The sequence below is a fragment of the Microvirga sp. KLBC 81 genome (genome assembly GCF_003075415.1).
Classification (GTDB): domain Bacteria; phylum Pseudomonadota; class Alphaproteobacteria; order Rhizobiales; family Beijerinckiaceae; genus Microvirga.
Map to the genome: position 1 here is coordinate 26,081 of NZ_QDAH01000036.1, position 22,258 is coordinate 48,338.

The 22,258-nt window shown below is 61.1% G+C and carries 21 protein-coding genes and 1 pseudogene; 16 read left to right on the forward strand and 6 right to left on the reverse strand.

Annotated features, from left to right (window positions below; translation table 11 throughout):
- The first annotated feature begins 13 nt into the window (after positions 1-13).
- The 7 genes from DC522_RS19820 (at position 14) to DC522_RS19850 (ending at position 7,835) form a co-directional block, all read left to right on the forward strand.
- Positions 14-2,224, forward strand: coding sequence for an ATP-binding protein (locus DC522_RS19820; RefSeq protein WP_245444339.1), 2,211 nt, complete (start codon positions 14-16; stop codon positions 2,222-2,224).
- On the forward strand, positions 2,225-2,674 hold the full coding sequence (locus DC522_RS19825) for a response regulator (RefSeq protein WP_116530377.1): 450 nt from the start codon (positions 2,225-2,227) through the stop codon (positions 2,672-2,674). It abuts the gene before it with no gap.
- 10 nt (positions 2,675-2,684) lie between these two features.
- Positions 2,685-3,734: a sensor histidine kinase gene (locus tag DC522_RS19830; protein WP_165820222.1), complete on the forward strand. Its 1,050-nt coding sequence runs from the start codon at positions 2,685-2,687 to the stop codon at positions 3,732-3,734.
- A gap of 61 nt (positions 3,735-3,795) precedes the next feature.
- Positions 3,796-5,313, forward strand: a complete 1,518-nt coding sequence (locus DC522_RS19835) for a PAS domain-containing protein (RefSeq protein ID WP_165820223.1) — start codon at positions 3,796-3,798, stop codon at positions 5,311-5,313.
- A gap of 26 nt (positions 5,314-5,339) precedes the next feature.
- On the forward strand, positions 5,340-5,879 hold the full coding sequence (locus tag DC522_RS19840; RefSeq protein ID WP_245444341.1) for a sensor histidine kinase: 540 nt from the start codon (positions 5,340-5,342) through the stop codon (positions 5,877-5,879).
- A gap of 199 nt (positions 5,880-6,078) precedes the next feature.
- A complete protein-coding gene (locus DC522_RS19845) occupies positions 6,079-7,371 on the forward strand; it encodes an amidase (RefSeq protein ID WP_116530381.1) in 1,293 nt (430 codons plus the stop codon).
- Between the two features lie 74 nt (positions 7,372-7,445).
- The gene (locus DC522_RS19850; protein WP_116530382.1) at positions 7,446-7,835 is read left to right on the forward strand and encodes a YbaN family protein; all 390 of its coding nucleotides are present in this window, start codon (positions 7,446-7,448) and stop codon (positions 7,833-7,835) included.
- 195 nt (positions 7,836-8,030) lie between these two features.
- Here DC522_RS19850 and DC522_RS37095 read toward each other — a convergent pair whose 3' ends face one another.
- A complete protein-coding gene (locus tag DC522_RS37095; protein ID WP_165820224.1) occupies positions 8,031-9,047 on the reverse strand; it encodes a calcium-binding protein in 1,017 nt (338 codons plus the stop codon).
- Positions 9,048-9,279: 232 nt separating this feature from the next.
- Here DC522_RS37095 and DC522_RS19860 point away from each other — a divergent pair, with 232 nt between their 5' ends.
- From DC522_RS19860 to DC522_RS19885, 6 genes and pseudogenes are all read left to right on the forward strand, one after another.
- Positions 9,280-9,510, forward strand: a complete 231-nt coding sequence (locus tag DC522_RS19860) for a hypothetical protein (protein WP_371680045.1) — start codon at positions 9,280-9,282, stop codon at positions 9,508-9,510.
- Between the two features lie 474 nt (positions 9,511-9,984).
- Positions 9,985-11,577 carry an isocitrate lyase gene (locus DC522_RS19865; protein ID WP_116530384.1) on the forward strand — a complete coding sequence of 531 codons (1,593 nt, stop codon included), beginning with the start codon at positions 9,985-9,987 and terminating at the stop codon, positions 11,575-11,577.
- 442 nt (positions 11,578-12,019) lie between these two features.
- Positions 12,020-12,088, forward strand: a pseudogene (locus DC522_RS36930) (DUF1326 domain-containing protein); the annotation flags it as partial.
- A 206-nt stretch (positions 12,089-12,294) separates the two neighbouring features.
- Positions 12,295-12,465, forward strand: coding sequence for a DUF1326 domain-containing protein (locus tag DC522_RS36935; RefSeq protein WP_256369878.1), 171 nt, complete (start codon positions 12,295-12,297; stop codon positions 12,463-12,465).
- 120 nt (positions 12,466-12,585) lie between these two features.
- Entirely contained in the window at positions 12,586-12,777 is a 192-nt protein-coding gene (locus tag DC522_RS36075) for a DUF2182 domain-containing protein (protein WP_245444343.1), read from the forward strand.
- Positions 12,778-13,492: 715 nt separating this feature from the next.
- Positions 13,493-14,440, forward strand: coding sequence for a LysR family transcriptional regulator (locus DC522_RS19885; protein WP_116530386.1), 948 nt, complete (start codon positions 13,493-13,495; stop codon positions 14,438-14,440).
- A 9-nt stretch (positions 14,441-14,449) separates the two neighbouring features.
- Here DC522_RS19885 and DC522_RS19890 read toward each other — a convergent pair whose 3' ends face one another.
- The 5 genes from DC522_RS19890 to DC522_RS19910 form a co-directional block, all read right to left on the reverse strand.
- Positions 14,450-15,274: a 3-hydroxybutyrate dehydrogenase gene (locus tag DC522_RS19890; protein WP_116530387.1), complete on the reverse strand. Its 825-nt coding sequence runs from the start codon at positions 15,272-15,274 to the stop codon at positions 14,450-14,452.
- Positions 15,275-15,345: 71 nt separating this feature from the next.
- Complete coding sequence (locus DC522_RS19895) at positions 15,346-16,608, reverse strand: patatin-like phospholipase family protein (protein ID WP_116530388.1); 1,263 nt, start codon at positions 16,606-16,608, stop codon at positions 15,346-15,348.
- A gap of 10 nt (positions 16,609-16,618) precedes the next feature.
- Entirely contained in the window at positions 16,619-17,443 is an 825-nt protein-coding gene (locus DC522_RS19900) for a 3-hydroxybutyrate dehydrogenase (protein WP_116530389.1), read from the reverse strand.
- A 94-nt stretch (positions 17,444-17,537) separates the two neighbouring features.
- Positions 17,538-18,800 (reverse strand): MFS transporter, encoded by a 1,263-nt coding sequence (locus DC522_RS19905; protein WP_116530390.1) that lies wholly within the window; start codon positions 18,798-18,800, stop codon positions 17,538-17,540.
- 70 nt (positions 18,801-18,870) lie between these two features.
- On the reverse strand, positions 18,871-19,368 hold the full coding sequence (locus tag DC522_RS19910; protein WP_116530391.1) for a cupin domain-containing protein: 498 nt from the start codon (positions 19,366-19,368) through the stop codon (positions 18,871-18,873).
- A 195-nt stretch (positions 19,369-19,563) separates the two neighbouring features.
- On the opposite strand from DC522_RS19910, the gene DC522_RS19915 reads away from it, so the two are divergent.
- From DC522_RS19915 to DC522_RS19925, 3 genes are all read left to right on the forward strand, one after another.
- Positions 19,564-20,505, forward strand: coding sequence for a LysR family transcriptional regulator (locus DC522_RS19915; protein ID WP_116530392.1), 942 nt, complete (start codon positions 19,564-19,566; stop codon positions 20,503-20,505).
- A gap of 201 nt (positions 20,506-20,706) precedes the next feature.
- Positions 20,707-21,072: an NADPH-dependent FMN reductase gene (locus DC522_RS19920; protein WP_205769703.1), complete on the forward strand. Its 366-nt coding sequence runs from the start codon at positions 20,707-20,709 to the stop codon at positions 21,070-21,072.
- Positions 21,073-21,485: 413 nt separating this feature from the next.
- A complete protein-coding gene (locus tag DC522_RS19925; protein ID WP_116530393.1) occupies positions 21,486-21,980 on the forward strand; it encodes a DUF302 domain-containing protein in 495 nt (164 codons plus the stop codon).
- The last annotated feature ends 278 nt before the right edge of the window (positions 21,981-22,258 follow it).

Genomic DNA, 22,258 nt, shown 5'->3' on the forward strand with positions numbered 1-22,258 from the left:
GCAAGAGATTGACTTGACCGCATGCGAGCGGGAGCCGATCCACATCCCCGGCAGCATTCAGCCGCACGGTGTCCTGTTCGCGATGTCCGGCACAGACCTGACGATCACGCACGCGAGCACCAATACGGTGTCGGTCTTCGGGATCGATCCCTTATCAATTCTGGGAAAAACCTTCCGCGAGGCTCTGCCTGAGGTGGCCGCGCGGCTGGAGGGGGATCTGGCCGAGCCGATGCCACTGGGAACGGCGCGCTATGTCCGTACGATCGTGCTGAAAACGGCCGCGGGCGAAACGGCTTTCGATGCCGTGCTTTCCTGCTCGGGCGGTCATGTGATCCTCGAGCTGGAGGCGGTGCCTGAAGACAGGATCTCCAGCATCGATGCGCTCTGCCCGACCCTGCGTCGTTTCGTGGAGGAGCTGCACGGAGCCTCCACCATCGACAGTCTCTGCCAGCTGGCGGCGGAAGACATCCGCCGCATGACCGGATTCGACCGGGTTCTCATCTATCGCTTCGACGAGCAGTGGAACGGCACCGTCATTGCCGAAGACCGGAACGAGGCCCTGCCGTCCTATCTCGATTTGCGCTTTCCCGCCTCCGACATCCCGGCCCAGGCGCGGGAGCTCTACCGCCGCAATCGCCTGCGCATCATTCCCGATGCGAACTACACGCCCGTGCCGATCCAGTCTCACGATCCCACGCCGCTCGATTTGAGCGACTCGGTGCTGCGCAGCGTTTCGCCCGTCCATCTCGAATACATGCGCAACATGGGCACGCCCGCGTCCATGTCGATCTCGATCCTGCGCGATGGCGCGCTCTGGGGGCTGATCTCCTGTCACAACAGCGAGCCTCAGCGCGTCTCGCTGCCGGTGCGCAATGCCTGCGACTTCCTCACCCAGATCTTCTCGTTGCAGTTGGAAGCCCGGGAGAATACGACGCTGGCGGAAAATCGCGTGCGGCTCGGCGCCGTCCAGGCGCGGCTTCTCGCCTACATGGCAGGAGAGAACGTCTTCGTCGACGGGCTCGTGAACCATCCGGCGGACTTGATGCTGCTCGCAGGTGCGCAGGGCGTTGCCATCGTCACGGACGAGCATTGCTGGCGCCTGGGCGAGGCTCCGGGCGAAGAAGAAGTCAGGGCGCTCTATGCCTGGCTCTCAGAGCATCATCAGGAGGACGTATTCGCCACCGATCGCTTGGGCGAACTCTTTACGGCAGCTCAGAGCTATGCGGGCAAGGCGAGCGGCCTTCTCTCCATCTCCGTCTCGAAAATGCGCTCGAGCTACATTCTCTGGTTCCGGCCCGAAATGATGCAGACGGTCAAGTGGGGCGGAAATCCCGAGAAGCCCGTTCGGGAAGAGGCCGGCACATTGCGCCTCCACCCCCGGCGTTCCTTCGAAATCTGGAAGGAGACTGTGCGCGGGCGCTCGCTTCCCTGGGATCAGAGCGAGATCGAAGCGGCGAAGGAGCTGCGCAATGCCATCGTTGGCATCGTGCTGCGTCGCGCGGAGGAATTGGCGGCTTTGGCCGAAGAGCTTCGCCGCTCCAACAAGGAGCTGGAGGCCTTTTCCTATTCCGTGTCCCACGATCTGCGCGCGCCGTTCCGCCATATCGTCGGTTATTCGGAACTCCTGAAGAAGCAGGAGTGGAGCGGCCTGTCCGAGCGCGGCAAGCGTTATATCGATACGATCATCGAGGCGGCCTACACGGCGGGAACGCTCGTCGACAATCTGCTGCGCTTCTCGCAGATGGGCCGCACGGCGCTCAAGCCTCGCCCTGTGAATGTGAGGGAGCTTGTGGAGGAGATCCGCCGGAAGCTCGTGGAACATGCGGGGGACCGCCGGATCGAATGGATCGTTGGTGACCTCCCGACCATCGTGGCGGATCCGGTGCTGATCCGTCTCGTTTTCGAGAATCTTTTGGATAACGCCGTCAAATATTCTCGGAAAAGGGATACATCCCGCATCGAAGTGGGTTCCTATAGGGATGGCGGGGATATCGTCTTTTTCGTGCGGGACAACGGCGTCGGCTTCGATATGAAGTACGTCGACAAGCTGTTCGGCGTTTTCCAGCGACTGCACCGGATCGAGGACTTCGAGGGAACCGGGATCGGGTTGGCCAATGTTCGCCGTATTGTCGAGCGACATGGGGGCCGCAGCTGGGCCGAGGCTCAGCCGAATAGGGGCGCAACCTTCTTTATTGCCCTGCCCGAGAATGAAGGAGCGGCATGAATGCCGGAATTGAAACCGATCCTGCTGGTTGAGGACAACCCGAAGGATCTCGAACTGACCCTGGCCGCCCTGGAGCAGAGCCAGCTTGCCAACGAGGTCGTCATTGTGCGCGATGGCGAGGAGGCGCTCGACTTTCTCTACCGGCGAGGCGCCCATGAGAATCGCAACACCAGCGACCCCGCCGTGGTGCTGCTCGACCTCAAGCTTCCGAAGATCGACGGGCTCGAGGTGCTGGAGAAGGTGAAGGCCGATCCGCATCTGAGGCAGACGCCCGTGGTGATGCTCACCTCCTCGCGGGAAGAAAGTGATCTGATCCGCAGCTATGAGCTTGGCGTCAACGCCTTCGTGGTGAAGCCGGTGGGCTTTCGCGAATTCTTCGATGCGATCCAGGATCTCGGCGTGTTCTGGGCCATCCTCAACGAGCCGCCACCGAGGCGGGCTGATCGCTAGGTTTTTGCCCATGGACCAGCCGGCCGTTCACCAATCCCGCCGATCGCTCCGCATCCTCCTCCTGGAGGATAGTGCGCTCGATGCCGAGCTGGTGACGGAGGCTTTGTCCGCAGCCGGTCTGTCCGTATCGATGGAGCGCGTCGTCCTGGAGGAGGATTTTTCCCGGGCGCTTCGCGATGGTGAATGGGACTTGGTTCTGGCCGATTACCTTTTGCCCGGGTTCGACGGGTTGAATGCTCTCGCCCTCGTGCGGGGGCAGCGTCCGGAACTGCCCTTTGTGTTCGTCTCCGGCGCACTCGGCGAGGAGATAGCCGTCGAGGCGCTCAAGCGTGGGGCGACGGATTACGTCATCAAGGACAGGCTGGACCGGTTGCCCGGAACGGTTCTGCGTGCGCTCGCCGAGGCGCGCGAACGGACCGAAAAGCGCCAGGCGCAGGAAGCCCTGCAAAAGCTGCTTGATGAGCGGACTGCACTTCTGCATGAGCTCGACCACCGCGTGAAGAACAACCTGCAGCTTCTCATGTCGTTGATTGGCATTGAAATTCGGCATGCAGAGGATGAGGCGACGAGCCGGGTGCTGGAGCGCATGAGAGAACGCCTCCAGGCTCTCGGCGCAGCGCATCGCGATCTCTATGACAAGAACGGCTCGTCCCGCTTCGACGCCAGCAATTTCGCGCGAGGGATCTGCGAGGAGCTGACGACCGCAGTTTCCGGTGTGACGATCACTCCCGAGTTCGATGTCGAGAATATCGAAGTGGAAGCGGCAAAGGCCGCGCCCATGGCGCTTCTGTTCAACGAGATCATCGTGAACGCACTTAGTTATGCTTACAAGGAGCGGCACGGCAAGTTGAAGCTCGTCATGCGTGTGCGTGATGGCCGGCTGCTTTTTCAATTATCCGATGATGCCTTCAGCCCCGAAGAGAAGCAGGCGGCGCAGAACGGTGCTTCGGGCACCATCCTGAAGGGCTTGGCGCGGCAGCTCGATGCGAACGTCGAATGGCCGTCCGACAGGCCTGAGGTGCTGGTGCGCATTCTCATGCCGATTCACGAAATCAGCTGACATGGAGAAGCGCGTAGAAACCACAGCAGAAACAGCTCCCACGGGACGAGGCCCTCCCATCGTGCCTCGCACTTCGCTACGGCAGGTTCTCTGGGGGCTTGTGTTCGCTCTGACCTTGCCGGCCATCCTCATTGCAGCGGCCGGGTTCTATTCCGGATATCACGCCGAGCGCGTGGCGACGGATCTGCGTCTTCAGGAAACGTCTCGAGCCTTGAGCCTGTCTCTCGATCGCGAGATCGAGAAGAGCGAGATGGCCCTGCGGGTGCTCGCTCTGTCGCCTCACCTCCCCAATCGAGATTTCGCTGCGTTCCACCGGCAGGCCAGCGCGGTTGGACTTGCAAGCCCGTCCTGGGTTGCCTTGATCGACCCCGGCGGAAAGGTTCTTCTCAATACACGGGTGCCCTATGGCACGCCCTTGCCGGACAGCATCCGGCAGAAAGAGCTGTCCCGGGTTCAGGAAACGCGCAAGGCACAATTGTCGGATCTCTATGTTGGGCCGGCGACGGGGCAGTTCCTGCTCACTCTCGACGTGCCCGTCGTCATCGATGGCAAAGTCGTCTATATTCTCTCGGCAGCCATTGGAACCGAGATTTTTCAGCAGCTCATCCGTGATCAGCGGATTGCGGATGGCTGGAACGCCGCCGTGCTCGACCGCAATGGCAGGATCGTCGCCCGTTCCCGCGCGCCTGAACGGTATGTGGGACAACTCGCAAATCCCGTCGTGCGGGATGCCGTCGCATCGTCTCGTGAAGGTCATGTGCAAAGCGTGACGCTGGATGGCGTTCCGGTCCGCACATATTTCAGCAAGTCGCCCACCTATGGCTGGACGTTCATCATCAGCGTGCCATCCACGGAACCCGCCGCATCATTCGAGCGCTCCCTGTTCTGGCTTCTGGTCATGGCAGGGTGCATCCTCGTCGGCATTGCTCTGGCTGCCATCCTCTCACGTTTCATCGCGAAGCCTGTCGACCAGCTCGTCGCTGCGGCGCAGGCCCTTGGCCAAGGCCATGATGTGGCTGGAGCGACCACGAATGTTCAGGAGTTCGACACCGTCCAGAGGGCGCTCATGGATGCGGCTGCTGAAATCCGAAAGCACGAACGGGAGAGGGAAGAGGTTCTCGCATGCGTCGCCGAAAGCGAGGCACGCCTGCGCCTGGCGCTCAATGCGGGCGATCTCGGCTCGTGGGAGTACACGCCCTCCACCGGCACATTCGTGACCTCACTCACCTGTCGCGCCAATTTCGGTCGCAGACCCGACGAGCCCTTCTCCTACGAGGATCTGATCGCCGCCATCCATCCGGATGATCGGGCAACACAGGCCCGGGCTGTCGCTCAGGCCGTGGAGAACCGATCGGACCTTCATGTGGAATATCGCGCCATCTGGCCGGATCACAGTGAGCATTGGATCCGCATCAGCGGACGCGTGCGCGTGGGTGCCGATGGCCATCTGTCCTTGGTTGGGGTCTCGCAGGATATCACGGAGCGCAAGCTGGCAGACGAGCGCCAGGCGATTCTGCTGCATGAGCTCAATCACCGGGTCAAGAATACGCTGGCCACCTGCAATCGGTCGCTTCGATGACGCGTCGATCCGCTCAGGATGGCGATATGACAGTATGGGACGCCTTCCTTGGCCGGGTGCAGGGCCTTTCGAAGACGCACAATCTTCTCACCGCCTCTCAATGGCAGGGCGCGCTGCTGGAGGATGTCTTGAGAAACGAGCTGGAACCCTACCAGGATACGATGCTCCAGCGCATCCGCCTGCGCGGACCCAGGATCAATTTGCAGCCGAGCGCGGTGCTGGCGCTTGGCCTTGCGGTTCATGAGCTTGCCACCAACGCAACGAAGTATGGCAGCCTCACGGCGCCGGAGGGCAAGGTGAACGTCATGTGGGCGATGACACCCTCGCTCAACCCGCCGGTCCTGATCGTGGAATGGGTCGAGAGTGGAGGCCCGCCCGTGACGCCACCCAAGCGTCAGGGCTTCGGCACCAAGCTGATTCAACGCGGTCTCGCGCAGCAGCTCGGCGGCGAGATCAAGCTCGACTTCCGCCCTGACGGCGTCCGCTGCGTCATCACCTTCCCGATCAAGAACGTGATGGTGGATGGTGATGGGGCGGGCGAGGCCATCGAGCGATATGCTTCCTAGCGCCTCGTCAGCGAAAAGTGGACCCGGTTTTCCGCACGATGCGCTTTGTATAGAAAGGGGCATCGGATTGATCCCAGAAGTGCATCCCACTTTTGGGTCCGAAGCTCTAGCGCTGGGCTGCAGAAACGTCGGGCAGCTTGGCTCTTCGCCGCGGCCCGGATGGTGGCAGAGACAACAGACCTTCAACTCGGATACCCCCATGATGACGGTGCGTGACAAGCTCGAAATGATTCTGGCGCGGCTGACGGCCCGGGAGGACGACGAGAGGATCTTTCTGAACCTTTATCCCGCAGCCGCTCGGGCTGCCGCGGATGCCGCCGATGCGCGACGGCAGGCCGGAATCTCCTTAAGCCCGCTCGACGGCGCACTCATCTCCATCAAGGATCTGTTCGATGTGGCGGGTGAGGCGACGACCGCAGGCTCCATCGTGCTGCGTGATGCCCCGCCTGCCGCACGGGATGCCACGATCGTCCGCCGCCTGCGCCAGGCCGGTGCCGTGATCCTGGGCAAGACCAACATGGTGGAGTTCGCCTTCTCGGGGCTCGGCCTCAACCCGCATTACGGCACCCCTGGCAACGCGGTTGATCGGTTGCGGATTCCCGGCGGCTCTTCCTCCGGGGCAGGGGTCTCGGTAGCCGAGGGAACGTCCGAGATTTCCATCGGCAGCGACACGGGCGGCTCGGTGCGCATTCCGGCTGCGCTCAACGGTGTCGTGGGCTTCAAGCCGACAGCGAAACGCGTACCGTTGGAGGGCGCTTTTCCGCTCTCGCCCAGTCTCGACTCCATCGGCCCGCTTGCCCGCTCCGTGCAGGATTGCGCTTTCGCTGACGCGATCATGGCAGGGGACGAGCCCCGCACGCTCGAACCCTATCCGCTGACGGGATTGCGGATCGGTATTCCACGTGGGCGTCTGTTCTCGCGCAGCGAAGCGATAGTAGAGGAGGCGTTCGAGAGAACCTTGGGTCACCTCTCGCAGGCCGGTGCAATAATCGTCGATTACGCAATCGACGATCTCCTCATGGCCATGCGGGAGACGACCGCAGCAGCCTCCATCGCCTCCATCGAAGCTGCGGAGGTACATGCGAACTGGCTCGAAAGCCGCTCGGCTGAAATCGATCCGCGCGTTCATTACTGGCTCGCACGGAGCAGCGCGGTTCCGGCTCACGTTTATTTGCGGATGATGCGCCGCCGCCGCGCATTGGTAGAGGCCATGGATCAGCGCCTCGCTCCTGTCGACGTGTTGGCCCTGCCCACGACCGCCATCACGGCGCCTCTGATTGCGCCACTGGAGACTGACGAGCAGCTCTACAACGAGACTGATGGTCTGATCCTGCGCAACACACAAGTGGCCAACCAGTTCGATCTGACGGCGTTGTCGCTGCCGTTGCCGGATCGCGAGCGCCCAGTCGGCTTCATGCTGATGGCGCGGCACGGCCAAGATCGCAGACTTCTGGACATCGGAGCGCGCATGGAGCAGGAACTGCTGCGCTGATGAGTCGTCAGACACGATCAGAAGAGGCGCGCGTTCTTTCTCTATCATGGGTAGGCAGCAGTAGGACAGGAAGCATGCGCAGGTTTCACCTCGCTCTCGGCTATACGAGCCTTGTGCTCGGTATCATCGGGATCGTGCTGCCGCTGCTGCCGACAACCCCCTTCGTGATCCTGGCCGTATGGTGCTTCGCGAGATCCAACCCGGCACTGGCCGAAAGGCTTTATGAACATCCCCGTTTCGGCACTCTTCTGACCACCTGGCGCGACCAGCGCGCAATCCCTTCGCGCGCCAAGGTCTATGCGCTCCTGACGCTTGCGCTGTCCTACGCCATCACCGTCTGGCTGACCCAAAGCCCTTACGTGCCTTTCATCCTCGCCGCCATCATGGGCAGTGTTGCTCTCTACATCGTCACCCGTCCGAGCCCACGGGAAACCGCAGAGGATCAAGAAGCAAGCCGCGACTAGAGCATCGTGCGGAACTCCGGTTCCGCTTTCAACGATGCTCTCATTGACGGAGAAAGCATCGGATCGGTCCCAAAAGTGCAAATCCACTTTTCACGTCCGATGCTGTAGAGTTGTTTACACTTGCGTCGAAACAACTCTGTTCTTTGGTGCGGCGCATTTTAGTACGAGCCGAGGTTCACTTCACCGAAAAACGTTCTAGACGATGAAGATGTCGGCATTGGTCATCGCGAGACCCTTTTCGAGATTCGCGATGGCGACCTTTCGCGTACCACCGATGCCATCCGGGTCATAGGAGAGAACCCCGTGGACGGAATCGTAGATGACCCGGTCGTCGGCATCATGTGCGGCGGTCCCGATCCAGAATGCCGATGGTGTCAGCGACTGCCATGCCGACCCGAGGGCTGTGAAGACGTTGTTATCCAGCCAGATCGTGTCGTCGACGACGGAGAAGTCCAGAAGGGTGTCGCGGACCCCATTCGCTTGTGTGTTGAACACAACGGCATCCTTCCCTGAACCGCTGCGAACAAGGTCGCTGCCATCACCACTGTAAAGACGGTCGTTGCCAGCGCCTGCTGTCAGATAATCGTCGCCGCTTCCTCCGTGCAGCCTGTCGTTTCCGTTCTCGCCGGCGAGTCTGTCGTTTGCCGGACCGCCGTAGATGACATCATGTCCAACGCCACCGAGAATCCGGTCGTTGTGCACTGTCCCGTAAAGAAGGTCGTTCACCGTCATGTATGGGAGCTGACCATAGAGGGGCGCCTCTCCAGGGCGAATGCCGATGGGATAGGTCACGGGCCAGTCGATGCCGACGCTATGAAGCACGGATGCAATGACCGAGTTGCTGTTGAGGTCGCCTCCCGGAAGCTCCTTATAGATGTCGAAGCTGTAAGGAAGGTGGGCGGCATCGATGTTCGCCGCATGCTGGACCATTATCCTCCAGACATCCTCAGGATCACGGCCGCCTAGATCGAGAACGGTGTGATGCCGTTCCGCGAGGGTATCCGATCCTCGTCTGTCGGGGGAAGATGCCAGATCGACATTTGCGAGGGTCCCGAGACTCCCATCAGATTCGAGGCTGCCCCGGATCACCGTCTCCGATAGCACGTTGCCTTGGCTATCGGTGACCCTCTTCACCAGGTAAAGATGATGAAACTCGCTGTTGATGTCTCCGACGCCGAGGGGCTTGGCTTCGATGGCGATGACCGTTGGCATGGCAGGGCTCTCCTCACGCGTCAGACAGACAATGGAGACATACCAACGGCGTCCAGAGCTTCACCGTTCCGTGCGCTCGCGCAAATTCGCATCTGGTCTCCCGACGCGCGGCATCGACGATCGTCTAGATTTGCGGCCGAGCCTTCTCTGTTGATGTCCTCGCATGGGTGGTTCATGCTGCGCGATAGGAACGCTGTTCCTCAGCAGGCTACAGCGAAGCGGAGGACTGATGATGAGCAAACCTGAGCAGACGAGCAGGGTTGACGAGCTTGCAACCGAGCTGACCCGCGAGCAGGAAGCGGCCGTGCGGATCCTGGCGAACGAGTTGCACAGGGTGAATGCAGCGGTGCAGAACTGTGTCGAGCAGGGCCTCTCGGTGGAGCTGCAGCGTGTCATGCGCCACCATTCGGAGGATGGCTTCTGGGGTGACATGATCGTGCCGATCATCGTGAAGCGGAAGTAAGCGGCTTTCCGCACCATAAAACGCGATTGTAGGGCTGGCCTGGATCGCCTTCGGGGCGATCTGGCGCCAGCCTTTTCAATGACGAGCCGGCTTGTCATTCCTTTGCGGAGATAGCGTCTCGAGCGTGTAGATGTTCGATAAAAGGTCGCGTTTTGTAAGCTCTTTACATTTTGCTGCAAGATTGCCTCGAAGGCTCTGCACCCGTCTGACAAGGCTGACAAGAGGTGTCGCTTTTTCCCAAAAAACCATAGACTTAAGGTGTATCTCTTTCTAGGCGCCGGGATCCCGTTGCGTCGAAATCCGACAATTTCGCAATGGAATCAATTGCATGGCCTCTCCGAGAATTTGTCAATAATTTACATACTGACAGACGTTGTATTGTAAAGCTTCACACCTGGACCTTAACTCGCCTTCCCGGTTCCGAACGCCCCGGCTACTTCCTCGTTCAACCTTCCCGAAAGCGAGGATACGAAAGTGGCTTATCAAGATCAGATTGCACAGGCTCACCGCATCATCGAAACCGCCAAGACCTGGGACGGCATCAATGCGGAATCGGTTGCGCGCATGCGCCTGCAGAACCGCTTCCAGACCGGGCTCGACATCGCGCGCTACACCGCGAAGATCATGCGCGAGGACATGGCCGCCTACGATACCGATCCTTCTCTCTACACGCAGTCGCTTGGCTGCTGGCACGGCTTCATCGGCCAGCAGAAGCTGATCTCGATCAAGAAGCATTTCGGCTCCACCAAACGCCGCTATCTCTATCTCTCCGGCTGGATGGTCGCGGCTTTGCGCTCCGAGTTCGGTCCGCTGCCCGACCAGTCCATGCACGAGAAGACCAGCGTTCCCGCGCTGATCGAGGAGCTCTACACCTTCCTGCGTCAGGCCGATGCCCGCGAACTCGGGCTTCTGTTCCGCGATCTCGATGCCGCGCGCCAAGCCGGCAACGCGATCAAGGAAAAGGAGATCCTCAACGCGATCGATAATTACCAGACCCATGTCGTTCCGATCATCGCCGATATCGATGCGGGCTTCGGCAATGCGGAGGCCACTTATCTTCTCGCCAAGAAGATGATCGAAGCAGGTGCCTGCTGCATCCAGATCGAGAACCAGGTGTCGGACGAGAAGCAGTGCGGCCATCAGGACGGCAAGGTCACCGTTCCGCACGAGGACTTCCTCGGCAAGATCCGCGCCGTGCGCTACGCCTTCCTCGAGCTCGGCGTCGATGACGGTCTCATCGTTGCCCGCACCGACTCGCTGGGCGCGGGCCTCACCAAGCAGATCGCCATCAGCCACAAGCCGGGGGACATCGGCGATCTCTACAACAGCTTCCTCGACTGCGAGGAGATCACTCCCGAGAACTGCGTCAATGGCGATGTGGTCATCAACCGTGACGGCAAGCTCATGCGTCCGAAGCGCCTGGCGAGCAATCTCTTCCAGTTCCGTCCCGGCACGGGTGCGGATCGCTGCGTGCTCGACTGCATCACCGCCCTGCAGAACGGCGCCGATCTTCTCTGGATCGAAACCGAGAAGCCGCACATTGAGCAGATCGCCAGCATGGTGGGCCGCATCCGCGAGGTCGTCCCGAACGCGAAGCTCGTCTATAACAACTCGCCGTCCTTCAACTGGACGCTCAACTTCCGCCAGCAGGTCTACGATGCTTGGGAGAAGGCGGGCAAGGACGTGTCGAAATACGACCGCGCGAAGCTCATGAGCGTGGATTATGACGACACCGATCTTGCGAAGGAAGCCGACGAGCGCATCCGCACCTTCCAGGCGGACGGCGCGAAGCGCGCGGGCATCTTCCACCACCTCATCACGCTGCCGACCTACCACACGGCCGCCCTCTCCACCGACAATCTCGCGAAGGAGTATTTCGGCGATCAGGGCATGCTGGGCTACGTCCGCAACGTGCAGCGCCAGGAAATCCGCCAGGGCATCGCCTGCGTGAAGCACCAGAACATGGCCGGCTCCGACATCGGCGACGACCACAAGGAATACTTCTCCGGCGAGGCCGCGCTGAAGGCTGGCGGCGCGCACAACACGATGAACCAGTTCGCTGCTTGAATTCGGCGGGCGTGGCGGGAGCCGCTTCGCCCGCTGAGCAGCGAAGATCTCTCAAGGGCGGGCTGCAGTGTGAAGCTGCAACCCGCCTTTTGCTTTGATGGAGGAAGGGTGCGCTTTCCAACGGAGGTGTCGTGTTTGCCAGATCAAGCTCGCCGGAAGTAAGCGTCGCATTCAAAACGAATTTCTTTCCTTCAGCCGCGAGGTGGCTCGTGCCGCATTGAACAGGAGAGCCATTCGGCATCGTGATGCAGGTCTCGTTGGGGCAAAGAATCTCATGGATCGAGATAAAACCCTTTCCGCTCTTGCGGAGGACGAGTTCTTCCGGACCCTGACGTTCGCACCACTCGGGAGTATCATGCAGCAGACGAGGAGGGATGTTCCATGAGCATCCATCCCGGACTGGCATCTTGCAGACGACTGTTTCGACATCTGCAGTTGCGACATTTCTTGCTCCTGCGAGTTTGCTCAAGCACCCACCAACAACGCCTGCCAAGGTATGCTCGCCTGGCACATCCGGAGCGGCCATTTCGGTACTGTCCCTCTTGACGATCTGAACCTGCTCGCGCTGGGGCTTTCGAGGGCAATCTGCGGGCCGGAGAGGCGAAGGCGATCATGGGGCTGTTCATCGACGAGAGAGCCGATGAGCGGCAGCGCGAGGCGCTATAATCCATCTTCGCAGGCCAGGCCGGCGGCTGGCCGGCGAACTTTGCTGCCGATATCGGTGAATTCCGAGGGGTCGAGTTCGTCCCGGTCACGTTTGAAGTGGCCAACGACTTGGCTTTCTGGCGAGCCGAGATCCCGGGCAAGGTCATAGGACGGGCAGGGGCCCTGACCGGACCGACAATGCCACCAGGGCAGCGGGTCCAGACGATCAATCCACCTCGTTAGCCATCTGCTGGTCTGGCTGGTTTCCGGTCTGTTGGTCTACCCACTTGTGCAGTTTGGCCGTGACATGGCTTCACACCCGGCGGCTCCAAGCCATGGTGTTGGGCTGGGGGCGTTCTGATCATGGCAGGGCTCTATCAGCTCACCCCGCTCAAATGCCTGTGCTTGCGCCACTGTCGCTCGCCACTGGCCTTTGTCGCGCTTCTCTGGCGCGAGGGCCCGGTCGGGGCTCTCAGGATGGGTGTACAGCATGGGCTCTGCTGCCTCGGCTGCTGCTGGGCCCTTTCGGGGCCTTGGTGGCTGCGGGTGCGATGAGCCTGGCCTGGATGCTATCGCTGACCTTGTTGATCTTTGTCGAGAAGGTCTTCCCCCCCCGGGCCAACGTCTCTCCGCCGTGATCGGCTCGGCTTTAGTTGCGATTGGGCTAGCGCATCGTGCGGAACCGGAGGTCCGCGTCAGCGAAAAGTGGATCCGGTTTTCCGCACCCAACGATGCTCTGCTTGAAGGAGAAAGCATCGGATCGGTCCCAAAAGTGCAGATCCACTTTTCACGTCCGAGGCTGTAGTGACTATCGGTGGGATCTTGCCGCCATCCTGGATCGCGTCGTAAGAGCACCGGACCAGCCTGCCTATGTAACCGACAGTCCTGCCCCGCAGCCATGACCATTAGTTTGCCGCTTTTCCGCGAAAACTAGGGAGATCAGGAGCGTTTGACGAGCATTCCGTCTCGCGGCTGCGCTGGAAGCCTCTGCTTGAGGTTCCAGCTCGATACCCAAGTGCCTTGCGCATATCGGCCTAACCGTCACCTTAGTACATCGTCTTGGTATTCCTGCAGTAATTCGTTTGCCGGTAAGGGAGTCGAACATCGCGATCTCTGGATGGGGCGTACTCTCTGAACTCAAATTGACGTAGACGACGCTCCCTGCCTCCTGATGGTGTTCTCCATCGCAGGGCTGATTGAGCAACGTGCGAGCCTTAAGAGGACCAGGCCCTCGCCAGCCCATCAAGGCTAAGCTCGCGGGAGGTATGCCATGGAAATGCATCAGGTGCGGTACTTCCTCGCCCTGTGCGAAGACCTGAACTTCACCCACGCCGCTGAGCGCTGCCATGTGGCCCAGCCCTCCCTGACGCGGGCCATCCGGCAACTGGAGCAGGAGCTTGGAGGGCTACTCTTCCATCGGGAGCGCTCCCATACGCATCTGTCGGAGCTCGGCCGTATCGTCCGCCCGCATCTGGAGCAGGTCTATCGCGAGATGCAGGAGGCGAAGCGCCAGGCAGTGGATTTTGCCAGGCTGAGGCATGCTCCCTTGAAGCTCGGCATCATGTGCACCATCGCTCCTGATCAGATCATCGGCCTCATCAGCGCAGTTCGGGCGCGGCACGATGGCATCGAGCTGAAGATGGCCGACGCCAATGCCTGGGAGCTTGAGGAACGTCTTCTCCAAGGTGACTTGGAGGTGGCCATCTACTGCATTCCCGGCCATGAGCCGGACGAGCGCCTCCACATACTTCCGCTTTTCCGGGAACAGATCGTTGCGGCTCTGGGAAGGCAGCATCGTCTGGCGAGCAAGAACGCCGTCCGGGTGAAGGATCTGGACGGGGAATGCTACATCCATCGCACGAACTGCGAGTTCGCGGGCTTCGCCGATCCGGTATTTCAGGCACAGAATGTCAAATGTACTGCCGTTTATTGGAGCGAGCGGGATGACTGGACGTTGGCCATGGTCGCGGCTGGACTCGGCTGGGCTTTCATGCCGGCAAACTCTGTCAATCATCCGGCTGTCGTCGGCCTGCCGATCATCGAGCCCGAGTTCTGGCGTGAGGTGAACCTCGTCACCGTGCGGGGCCGGCCGCACTCGCCGGCCGTTGGAGCACTGGTGCACGAGGCGATGAGCACGCGCTGGTTCGGGGAGCGTGCCCTCGCGGTCGAGCGGACCACGTTCAACGAATCTCCGGTCGATGACAGCGTTCAGGCGTAGGATCTCGTCTCAGTGAGCTGTCCAGCCGCCGTCCATGGGGAGCGCCGCACCAGTGATTGAGGCGGCGGCATCGCTGGCCAGGAAGGTGGCGAAAGCCCCAATCTCCTCGGCCATGGCAAAGCGTTTGTTCGGCTGCTCCGCCAGCAATATCGTCCTGATCACCTCTTCGCGTGGGAGACCATGCACCTTCATCTGCTCCGCGATGCGTTCTTCGGCAAGCGGTGTCCAGACGTTCCCGGGGCAGATGGCGTTGCAGGTGATGTTCTGTTCCGCCGTCTCCAGCGCAACGACCTTGGTCAGGCCGACGATTCCGTGCTTGGTCGCCGCATAGGCTGACGTGAGCGGCAAACCGACGAGCGCGAGCGCCGAGGCGATGTTGATGATGCGCCCCCCGCCCTGGCGGTGCATTGCCGGAAGCGCCAGACGGATCGTGTGAAAAGCAGAGGACAGATTGATCGCGACAACCGCATCCCACTTCTCGACCGGAAGCTGATCGATTGGGCCGACATGAAAGATGCCGGCATTGTTCACCAGGATATCCAGTCGTCCAAAGGTCTCCAGCGCGAGGTTCACCATGCCGGCGATCTCGTCCGGCTTGGTCATGTCGGCAGCGGAGTAGACTGCCGCTACGCCTGTTTCCCGCTGCAGGCTTTCGATCGTGTTGCCGATCTCATCCTGCTTGCCAAACCCATTGATGACGACCGATGCGCCGGCGGACGCGAAGGCGTGGGCAATGCCAAGACCAATGCCGCTGGTGGACCCGGTGACGATAGCCACCTTGCCGTTCAGGACTCTTGCAGAACCAGTCATTGCTTGGAGAAGGGTAACGTTCATGAGAATTCTCCCGCGGCAGCTCGGTCGGATCTGTTCATCGGTGTGCGGAGCCGGTTCGCATGGCCGATGCCTTACCCTGCGGTCATCATCACTCCAGGGCGCGCCTCGTGCAGGATAAAGCCTTCGACCGGATCGAATTCCCCGGACCAGGGAGCCATCTCGAGGACACGGCTCGTGTCGGCGTATCCGGCCTTCCAGCGCTTGCGAATGCCGCTCGGGCTGAAGTCGATATCCTTCGTGTGATCCTCGCCATCAAGCGGCGGCGCCAGCAGCCGGACCACATGCATCCGGGTCAGGCAGCCATAAGCAGCCAAGTCCTTGACGGCCTGGGTCTTTTGATCCGCTTCCGGCAGGCGACGGACGAGCTCGGCGATCACATGCCGGAGACGATGGATCTGCTTCTGCCGGGCAATATGACTGACCGCACGGCTCGAGTACTGGATGTCCTTCTGCCGGTTCATCACCTGCCAGATCGTGTCCGGCTCGGGCCCCTGCGGATTCCAGATATGGACAGCAAAGATGACTGAGTTCTTTCGCGGGTTGTCGTCGAACACCGCCTCGACGGGCGTGTTCGACAGGATGCCGCCATCCCAATAGAGGTCCCCGTCGATGCGCACGGCCGGAAAGGCCGGAGGGAGCGCGCCGGACGCCATGACGTGCCGGACATCGAGATCCATGTCGCGGCTGTCGAAATAGCGCATCTCGCTGGTGCGCACGTTCGCCGCCCCGACCGTCAGCCGCGTCTCCCGACCGTTGATCCGGTTGAAATCGACAAGCTCGGAGAGAGTCCGGGCCAAAGGGGATGTGTCGTAGTAGCCGGCAGATTCGGGTCCCAAGGGCATGTGGAGGCCGAGGAAGGCCGGAGGGTTCGGGCGGAAGAAGGCCGGAATGCCCTGGGTAATCGTCGTCAGGTTGGTCGCCAAGGACCCCATCAGAGGCCAAGCTCCCAGGAGTTCCGCCCAGGGGCTGTGCTGCATGCGGCTCCAGAACTCCCGGAGTCGCTCCAGCCGGTCCTCCGGCGCATTGCCGGCGATCAGGCTGGCGTTGATCGCCCCGATCGAGGTGCCGATGACCCAATCCGGCTCGACCCCAGCCTCGTGCAGGGCTTGGTAGGCGCCGACCTGATAGGCACCGAGCGCACCGCCGCCCTGCAGAACGAGAACGATCTGGCCGAGCTCCCTTGGGACACGGCGCAACCGGGTCGGCACCGTCTCTGGGAGCCGTTGTTCGGTGATCGCTTCAGGCGGGGTTCCCGCCCGCTCGAGTTCGCGGATCACCGCCTCGTCGGAGCCCTTGTCCGTTCTGAGGGCTTGAGGCGTGACGTGTCTCATCATGGCGTCCTCCTCAATGGGCCGTCCAGCCGCCATCGACCGGCAGAGCGGCCCCTGTGATGGAGGCGGCGGCATCGCCGGCCAGGAAAGTGGCGAAGGCACCGATCTCCTCGACAGTGGCGAACCGCTTGTTGGGCTGCTGCGCCAGGAGAATGTCCCGGATGACCTGCTCTCGCGGGATGCCGTGGGACTTGGCCTGGTCGTCGATCTGCGCCTCGACCAGCGGGGTAGAGACGTAACCCGGGCAGATGGCGTTGCAGGTGATGTTCTGTTCTGCGGTCTCGAGAGCCACGACCTTGGTCAGGCCGACGATTCCGTGCTTGGCAGCCACGTAGGCAGCCTTGAATGGGGATGCGACCAGGGCATGGGCCGAGGCGATGTTGATGATACGGCCTCCGCCCTGCCGACGCATCGCCGGAAGGGCATGACGGATCGTGTGGAAGGCCGACGAGAGATTGATGGCCAGAACCGCATCCCATTTCTCGACCGGGAACTGATCAATCGGGCTGACATGCTGGATGCCGGCGTTGTTGACCAGAATGTCGAGGCGCCCGAACGTCTCCAGCGCAAGATTGATCATACCCGCGATCTCATCCGGCTTGGTCATGTCGGCGGCGGAATAAACGGCCTTTGCGCCTGTTTCGCGCTGCAGCCTTCCAATTGTGTTGCTGATCTCATCCGATTTGCCGAAACCATTGATGACGACAGAGGCTCCGGCGGACGCGAAGGCATGGGCAATGCCAAGACCAATGCCGCTGGTGGATCCGGTGATAACGGCTACCTTGCCGTCCAGGATTCTTGCCGAAACTGTCGTTGGTTGGGCGAGGGCGACATTCATGATGATCCTCCTTGGTTGTGTTGCTTTGCTTGGGCGAAATGCCAGGTTGCTGCCGGTTCATAGGGGGCTGCTATCAGCCGCAGGACACGCGCACTTAGTGGACAGCAGCCGGAGACGGAGGCGGAACATCGCGCTCTGCATCGGGCAATGGTCTCTCGGCCGCAGGTCGTAACCGCACGGCCAGAAGCGCTGCGACCAAGAGCGAGATTCCGACGCCGGCGACGCACGCGGCCCAGCCATACTGGTCGAAAACCTGGCCCAGGACCGCGCTGCCAACGAGGCCGCCGAAGAAATACGACGCCAGGTAAAGCCCACTCGCTGACCCCCGGTCCGTCGTAGCCGCATGGCTGACGAAACCTGTAGCAGTCGCCTGGGCGAAGAAGGTGCCGATCCCAACGAGCATAAGTCCTGCCAACACAGCCGATAAGTTGGGAAAAACGAGGAGCGGCAGACCCAATCCTGCGACAGCGAGGGAACCCCAGAAGGTCACTCTCGTCCCGAACCGCTGCACAGCGTGGCCGGCGAACAGGGTCGTGACGATGGACGGTGCGAAGACGAGATAGACGAAACCGAGAGCCATCTGGTCAAGCGAGATCGGCTCGCCGACGAGAACGAAATTGACATAGGTGAAGGTGCCGATGAAGGCGAACAGGATGCAAAAGCCGATTGCAAAGCTCGGGCGCAGGAGCGGGTTGCGCAGATGCTCGGCCCAGACGGAGAAGGGTGAACGGCTCGGCTGGTCCTGCGCCATCATGGGTGCGGCTTGCGTCAACCAGAAATAGACGATGGCTGCGCCGAGCAGGTTCAGTCCGGCAAGCGCATAGAAGGTAGGCTGCAGGCCAAAGTGATCGGTAAAGCCGGCAGCGAGAAGCCGGCCGAAGAGATTGCTGGCGACATTGCCGGTGATGTAGGCCGCGAAGGCTCCACCTGCGTCCATGGCGCTGCAATGCTCACCCAAATACGCCAGGGTGAGCGTAAACGCGGAGGCCATGCATAGGCCCTGAGCGATGCGCAGGACCGTGAAGGTGCTGAGATCGGGCGCTACGGCAAGGAGAGCGGTCGGGATTGCGAGCACCGTCAGGCTGACGAGGATGCCGCGCCGCCGGTCGATGCGATGGCTGAAATAAGCAACAGTGAGGCCGGCAACCGCCATACCGATCGTAGTCGCGTTGACAGCAAACCCCATTGCGGCTGGCGTCACGTCATAAGCTTTGGCCAGCGCCGGCAGGATGGCTTGGGTCCCGAACAGGTCGATGACCGTCAGGAACGCGATCAGACCAATCAGAAGTGTCCGTTCCAGCGTGCCGGCGTGGTGGCCATGCATCGGCATGGCATGATGTTCACCAAGATCCGTCATGACTATCTCCTCGCGAGCCGGGTTGCGCCCAGTGCCTGGGGACTGGGCGCCTCCCATACGACGAAGGTGCTCACATCATGTGCTCGTCCTCTTTCCTCATCTCGTGGAAGACATCGGAAGACAGCAGGACCGCCGGAGCCTTGCCGGTGTTCTTCCACCAGTGCTGGACACCGAGCTTCTCGACAGAGACCTCGCCGGCCTTGTGCACGATCGGCACGGTGCAGTTGCTGGCATATTCCTCGATCGTTCCCGAGACGATGTAGATCAGGGCAGGGCGGTCTTCATGGCTGTGCCAGGGAACGACGCCGCCGGGCTGGACCACCAGTCGCCGGATCCGCATTTGCCGGTCTTGCAGGTTGACCTTCTCCTTGGACAGGTCGATTGAGGCGAGGACGGTGTCCGTGACGCCCTTGGGCCGTGTTTCGCCCTGGGTGCGGGCGCTTGTCTTGACCTTGTCAGCGGGGCACTCCCCGGCATTTGCGGGAGCGGCCAAGACGGCGCCAGCCAGGAGAGCGACTGCACACAATCCATGCCGGAGCATAAAGGGGCCTTGAATTCGGTTCAGCATATCAATGTCTCCTCTGTTCCGCTGCGCCCAGATGGAGGCAATCCGATGTAGCCGGCGCGATGCGGTAGCCTCATGGTCGGTCAGGCCAGGCCTGATTGAAAATGCCGAGTAGGCCTCGATTCCATAGCCGGAAGCTATCACCGCAACAGGCTGATCGACGGTAGAGCCGATTTGCCAACGGGGAGGAGGACTCCGATGGAGATGCACCAGATCCGGTACTTCCTGGCCGTTTGTGAGGAGCTCAATTTCACGCGGGCAGCAGAGCGCTGCAACGTCGCGCAGCCCTCCTTGACGCGAGCCATCAAGCTGCTTGAGGAGGAGCTTGGCGGCGTTCTATTCCATCGCGAGCGGAGCAACACTCACCTGTCGGAGCTGGGGCGCATGGTGAAGCCGCATCTTGAGCAGGTCTATGCCCAAGCGCAGGAGGCCAAGCGGCAGGCCTTCGACTTTGCCAAGCTGAAAAAAACGACCTTGAAGTTAGGTGTGATGTGTACGATCCAGCCGGATGAACTCGTCGAGCTCGTCAGTGGCCTGCAGGCGCGACATCCCGGGATCGAACTTGAGATTGTCGATGCAAGCGCGGCGGACCTGGAGAGCCGGCTCATCAACGGCCAGCTCGAGGTTGCGATCTATTGCATCCCGGGTCGAGAGCCTGACGAGCGCTTGCACTACATGCCCTTGTTCAGGGAACAGTTCATGATCGTCGTCTCGCCCAACCACCCGCTTGCGCCTCGGGACGTGATCACGCCGCGCGACCTCACGGGGGAGCGCTATCTCAACCGTATCAATTGCGAGTTCAACGGCTATGCCGGACCTTTATGGAGAGAGCATGGTTTTGCCGGGTGCGACACCGTCTATCGCAGTGAGAGGGATGATTGGATCCTCGCCATGGCCGTAGCTGGGCTCGGCTTTGGCTTCATGCCCAAGAGCTGTGCGAGACATCCGATGGTCGTCGCACGTCCCATGGTGGATCCGGAAATCTGGCGCGAGGTCAATCTGGTGACGGTCCGCGGGCGGCCGTATTCCCCGGCGGTTGGAGCTCTTGTCCGCGAGGCCATGCGGGCTCGATGGCTCGGTCAGCCGGCCCTCGCCATCGATCTGGAGAAGGAGCGCCAAAGAGCGGAGGAGCCCGCCTAGGGCAGGCTTCTACAGCATCGGACGTGAAAAGAGGATTTGCACTTTTGGGACCGATCCGATGCTTTCTCCTTCAATGAGAGCATCGTTGAGAGCGGAACCGGAGGGCCGCGTCAGCGAAAACCGGATCGACTTTTCGCTGACGCGGCCCTTCGGTTCCGCACGATGCTCTAGACCAGATAAGCAGAGCCGTAGCCGCATCGGGTGGCCTCGGCTATTGTCTGCTATTCGGGCGGGCGTTTCGGCGGCGTCAGGGCTGCCATGCAGCTGCTGGCGATACTTCGCGAACTCGGGATGCCAAGCATTCCATCCCTGCTGCCGATACCCAAGATCGGCATGGCTCTCAGCACTGAGAGGTCTCCGGAGAAACCGAGGCTCGATCAATCAGCCGGGCGCTTCGTCGACGAACTCGTCTGGTATGCCGAGGCTCTGCGGCGTCAGCGCGCCGAGGACACGCCGTACGAGAGCCTCGGACGTGAAAAGCGGATTTGCTCTTTTGGGGTTCGATCCGATGCTCCCTTGTTTAACGGCGCATCGTTCGGGCGGAAAGCCGGGTCCACTTTTCGCTGACGCGGCCCTTCGGTTCCGCACGATGCGCTAACGCGGTCAAACCCAACTGGCTGAGCACGTCTTCCTGATGGGGCTTCGACGAATTCTGGATCGGCATAACGCGAGCAACCAGCAGCACCCGCGGTTTTCCAGCTCAGCTCATTGAGAAGCGTGTGAGTTGAGACGGACGAGAAGGGATGGGCAAGGAGCGCTACGACTCGTGACGAGATCAACCGCGGGTTGACCGTGGCCGCGTCGTCTGCTGCCTCCGCCGCAGGTAAGCCTCACACCGCGCACGCCAGTTGCGCCACCATGCAACGATAGCTGATGGGTATCGATTTGGGAGTCGCTCGGTATTTCAACATGAACGTGGGTTCCTTCATGCTGCCATGGCTCACGTGCGGTGCGTGAGCAGCAACTCGGAGGAGTGCCCGATGGCTACCCGCATTGCAGGCTTGTGTGCCACTGCCCTGATCCCCTTCACGCTCGCTCTTTCGCCCGCCATGGTCAGAGCCGAGGAAGTTGGCCGGCAAACCCTTGAGAATGGCATCGTGAGGGTGAAGAGCGCCTATCCGATCAGCGAGACGGTCGATCGGATCAAGCAGGACGTCTCGTCAAAAGGCATCATGTTCTTCTTGGCAGTCGACCAATCGAAGCTTGCCTCTGATGCCGGGATCAAGCTTCGGCCATCGACGCTCCTTGTCTTTGGTAATCCAGCGCTTGGGTCGCAGTTCATGACATCGAATCCACTCGCCGGCATCGACTGGCCGGTGCGCCTGCTGGTTCTGGAGGACGAGAAAGGTGAGGTCTGGGCGGTTTACAACGACTTCGGCTACATCGCCCGCCGCCACGGTATTACCGACCGGGATGCGGCCTTCCAGAAAGCCTCAGAGGTGATCGCATCAATCACCTCAAGCGTTTCCAAGTAGAGGCGGACGCGACTGCTTCCTGCGCCAAATTGGTTGAGGACCGGAGGCTATAGCATCGGACCCAAAAGTGGATCTGCACTTTTGGGATCGATGCTCACTTGCTTAAGTGAGCGCATCATTCGAGCGGAAAACCGGATCCACTTTTCCGCACGAGGCGCTGACGAACATGTCCTGAGAGCCGTCGTGAGATCCGCCGGTGTCGGCAGACCAGGGCTCTCCGTACCACTATTGGTTGTCCCGCTGGTCTCGGAGCCGGGGCTTCTTCGTTCATGAATGTG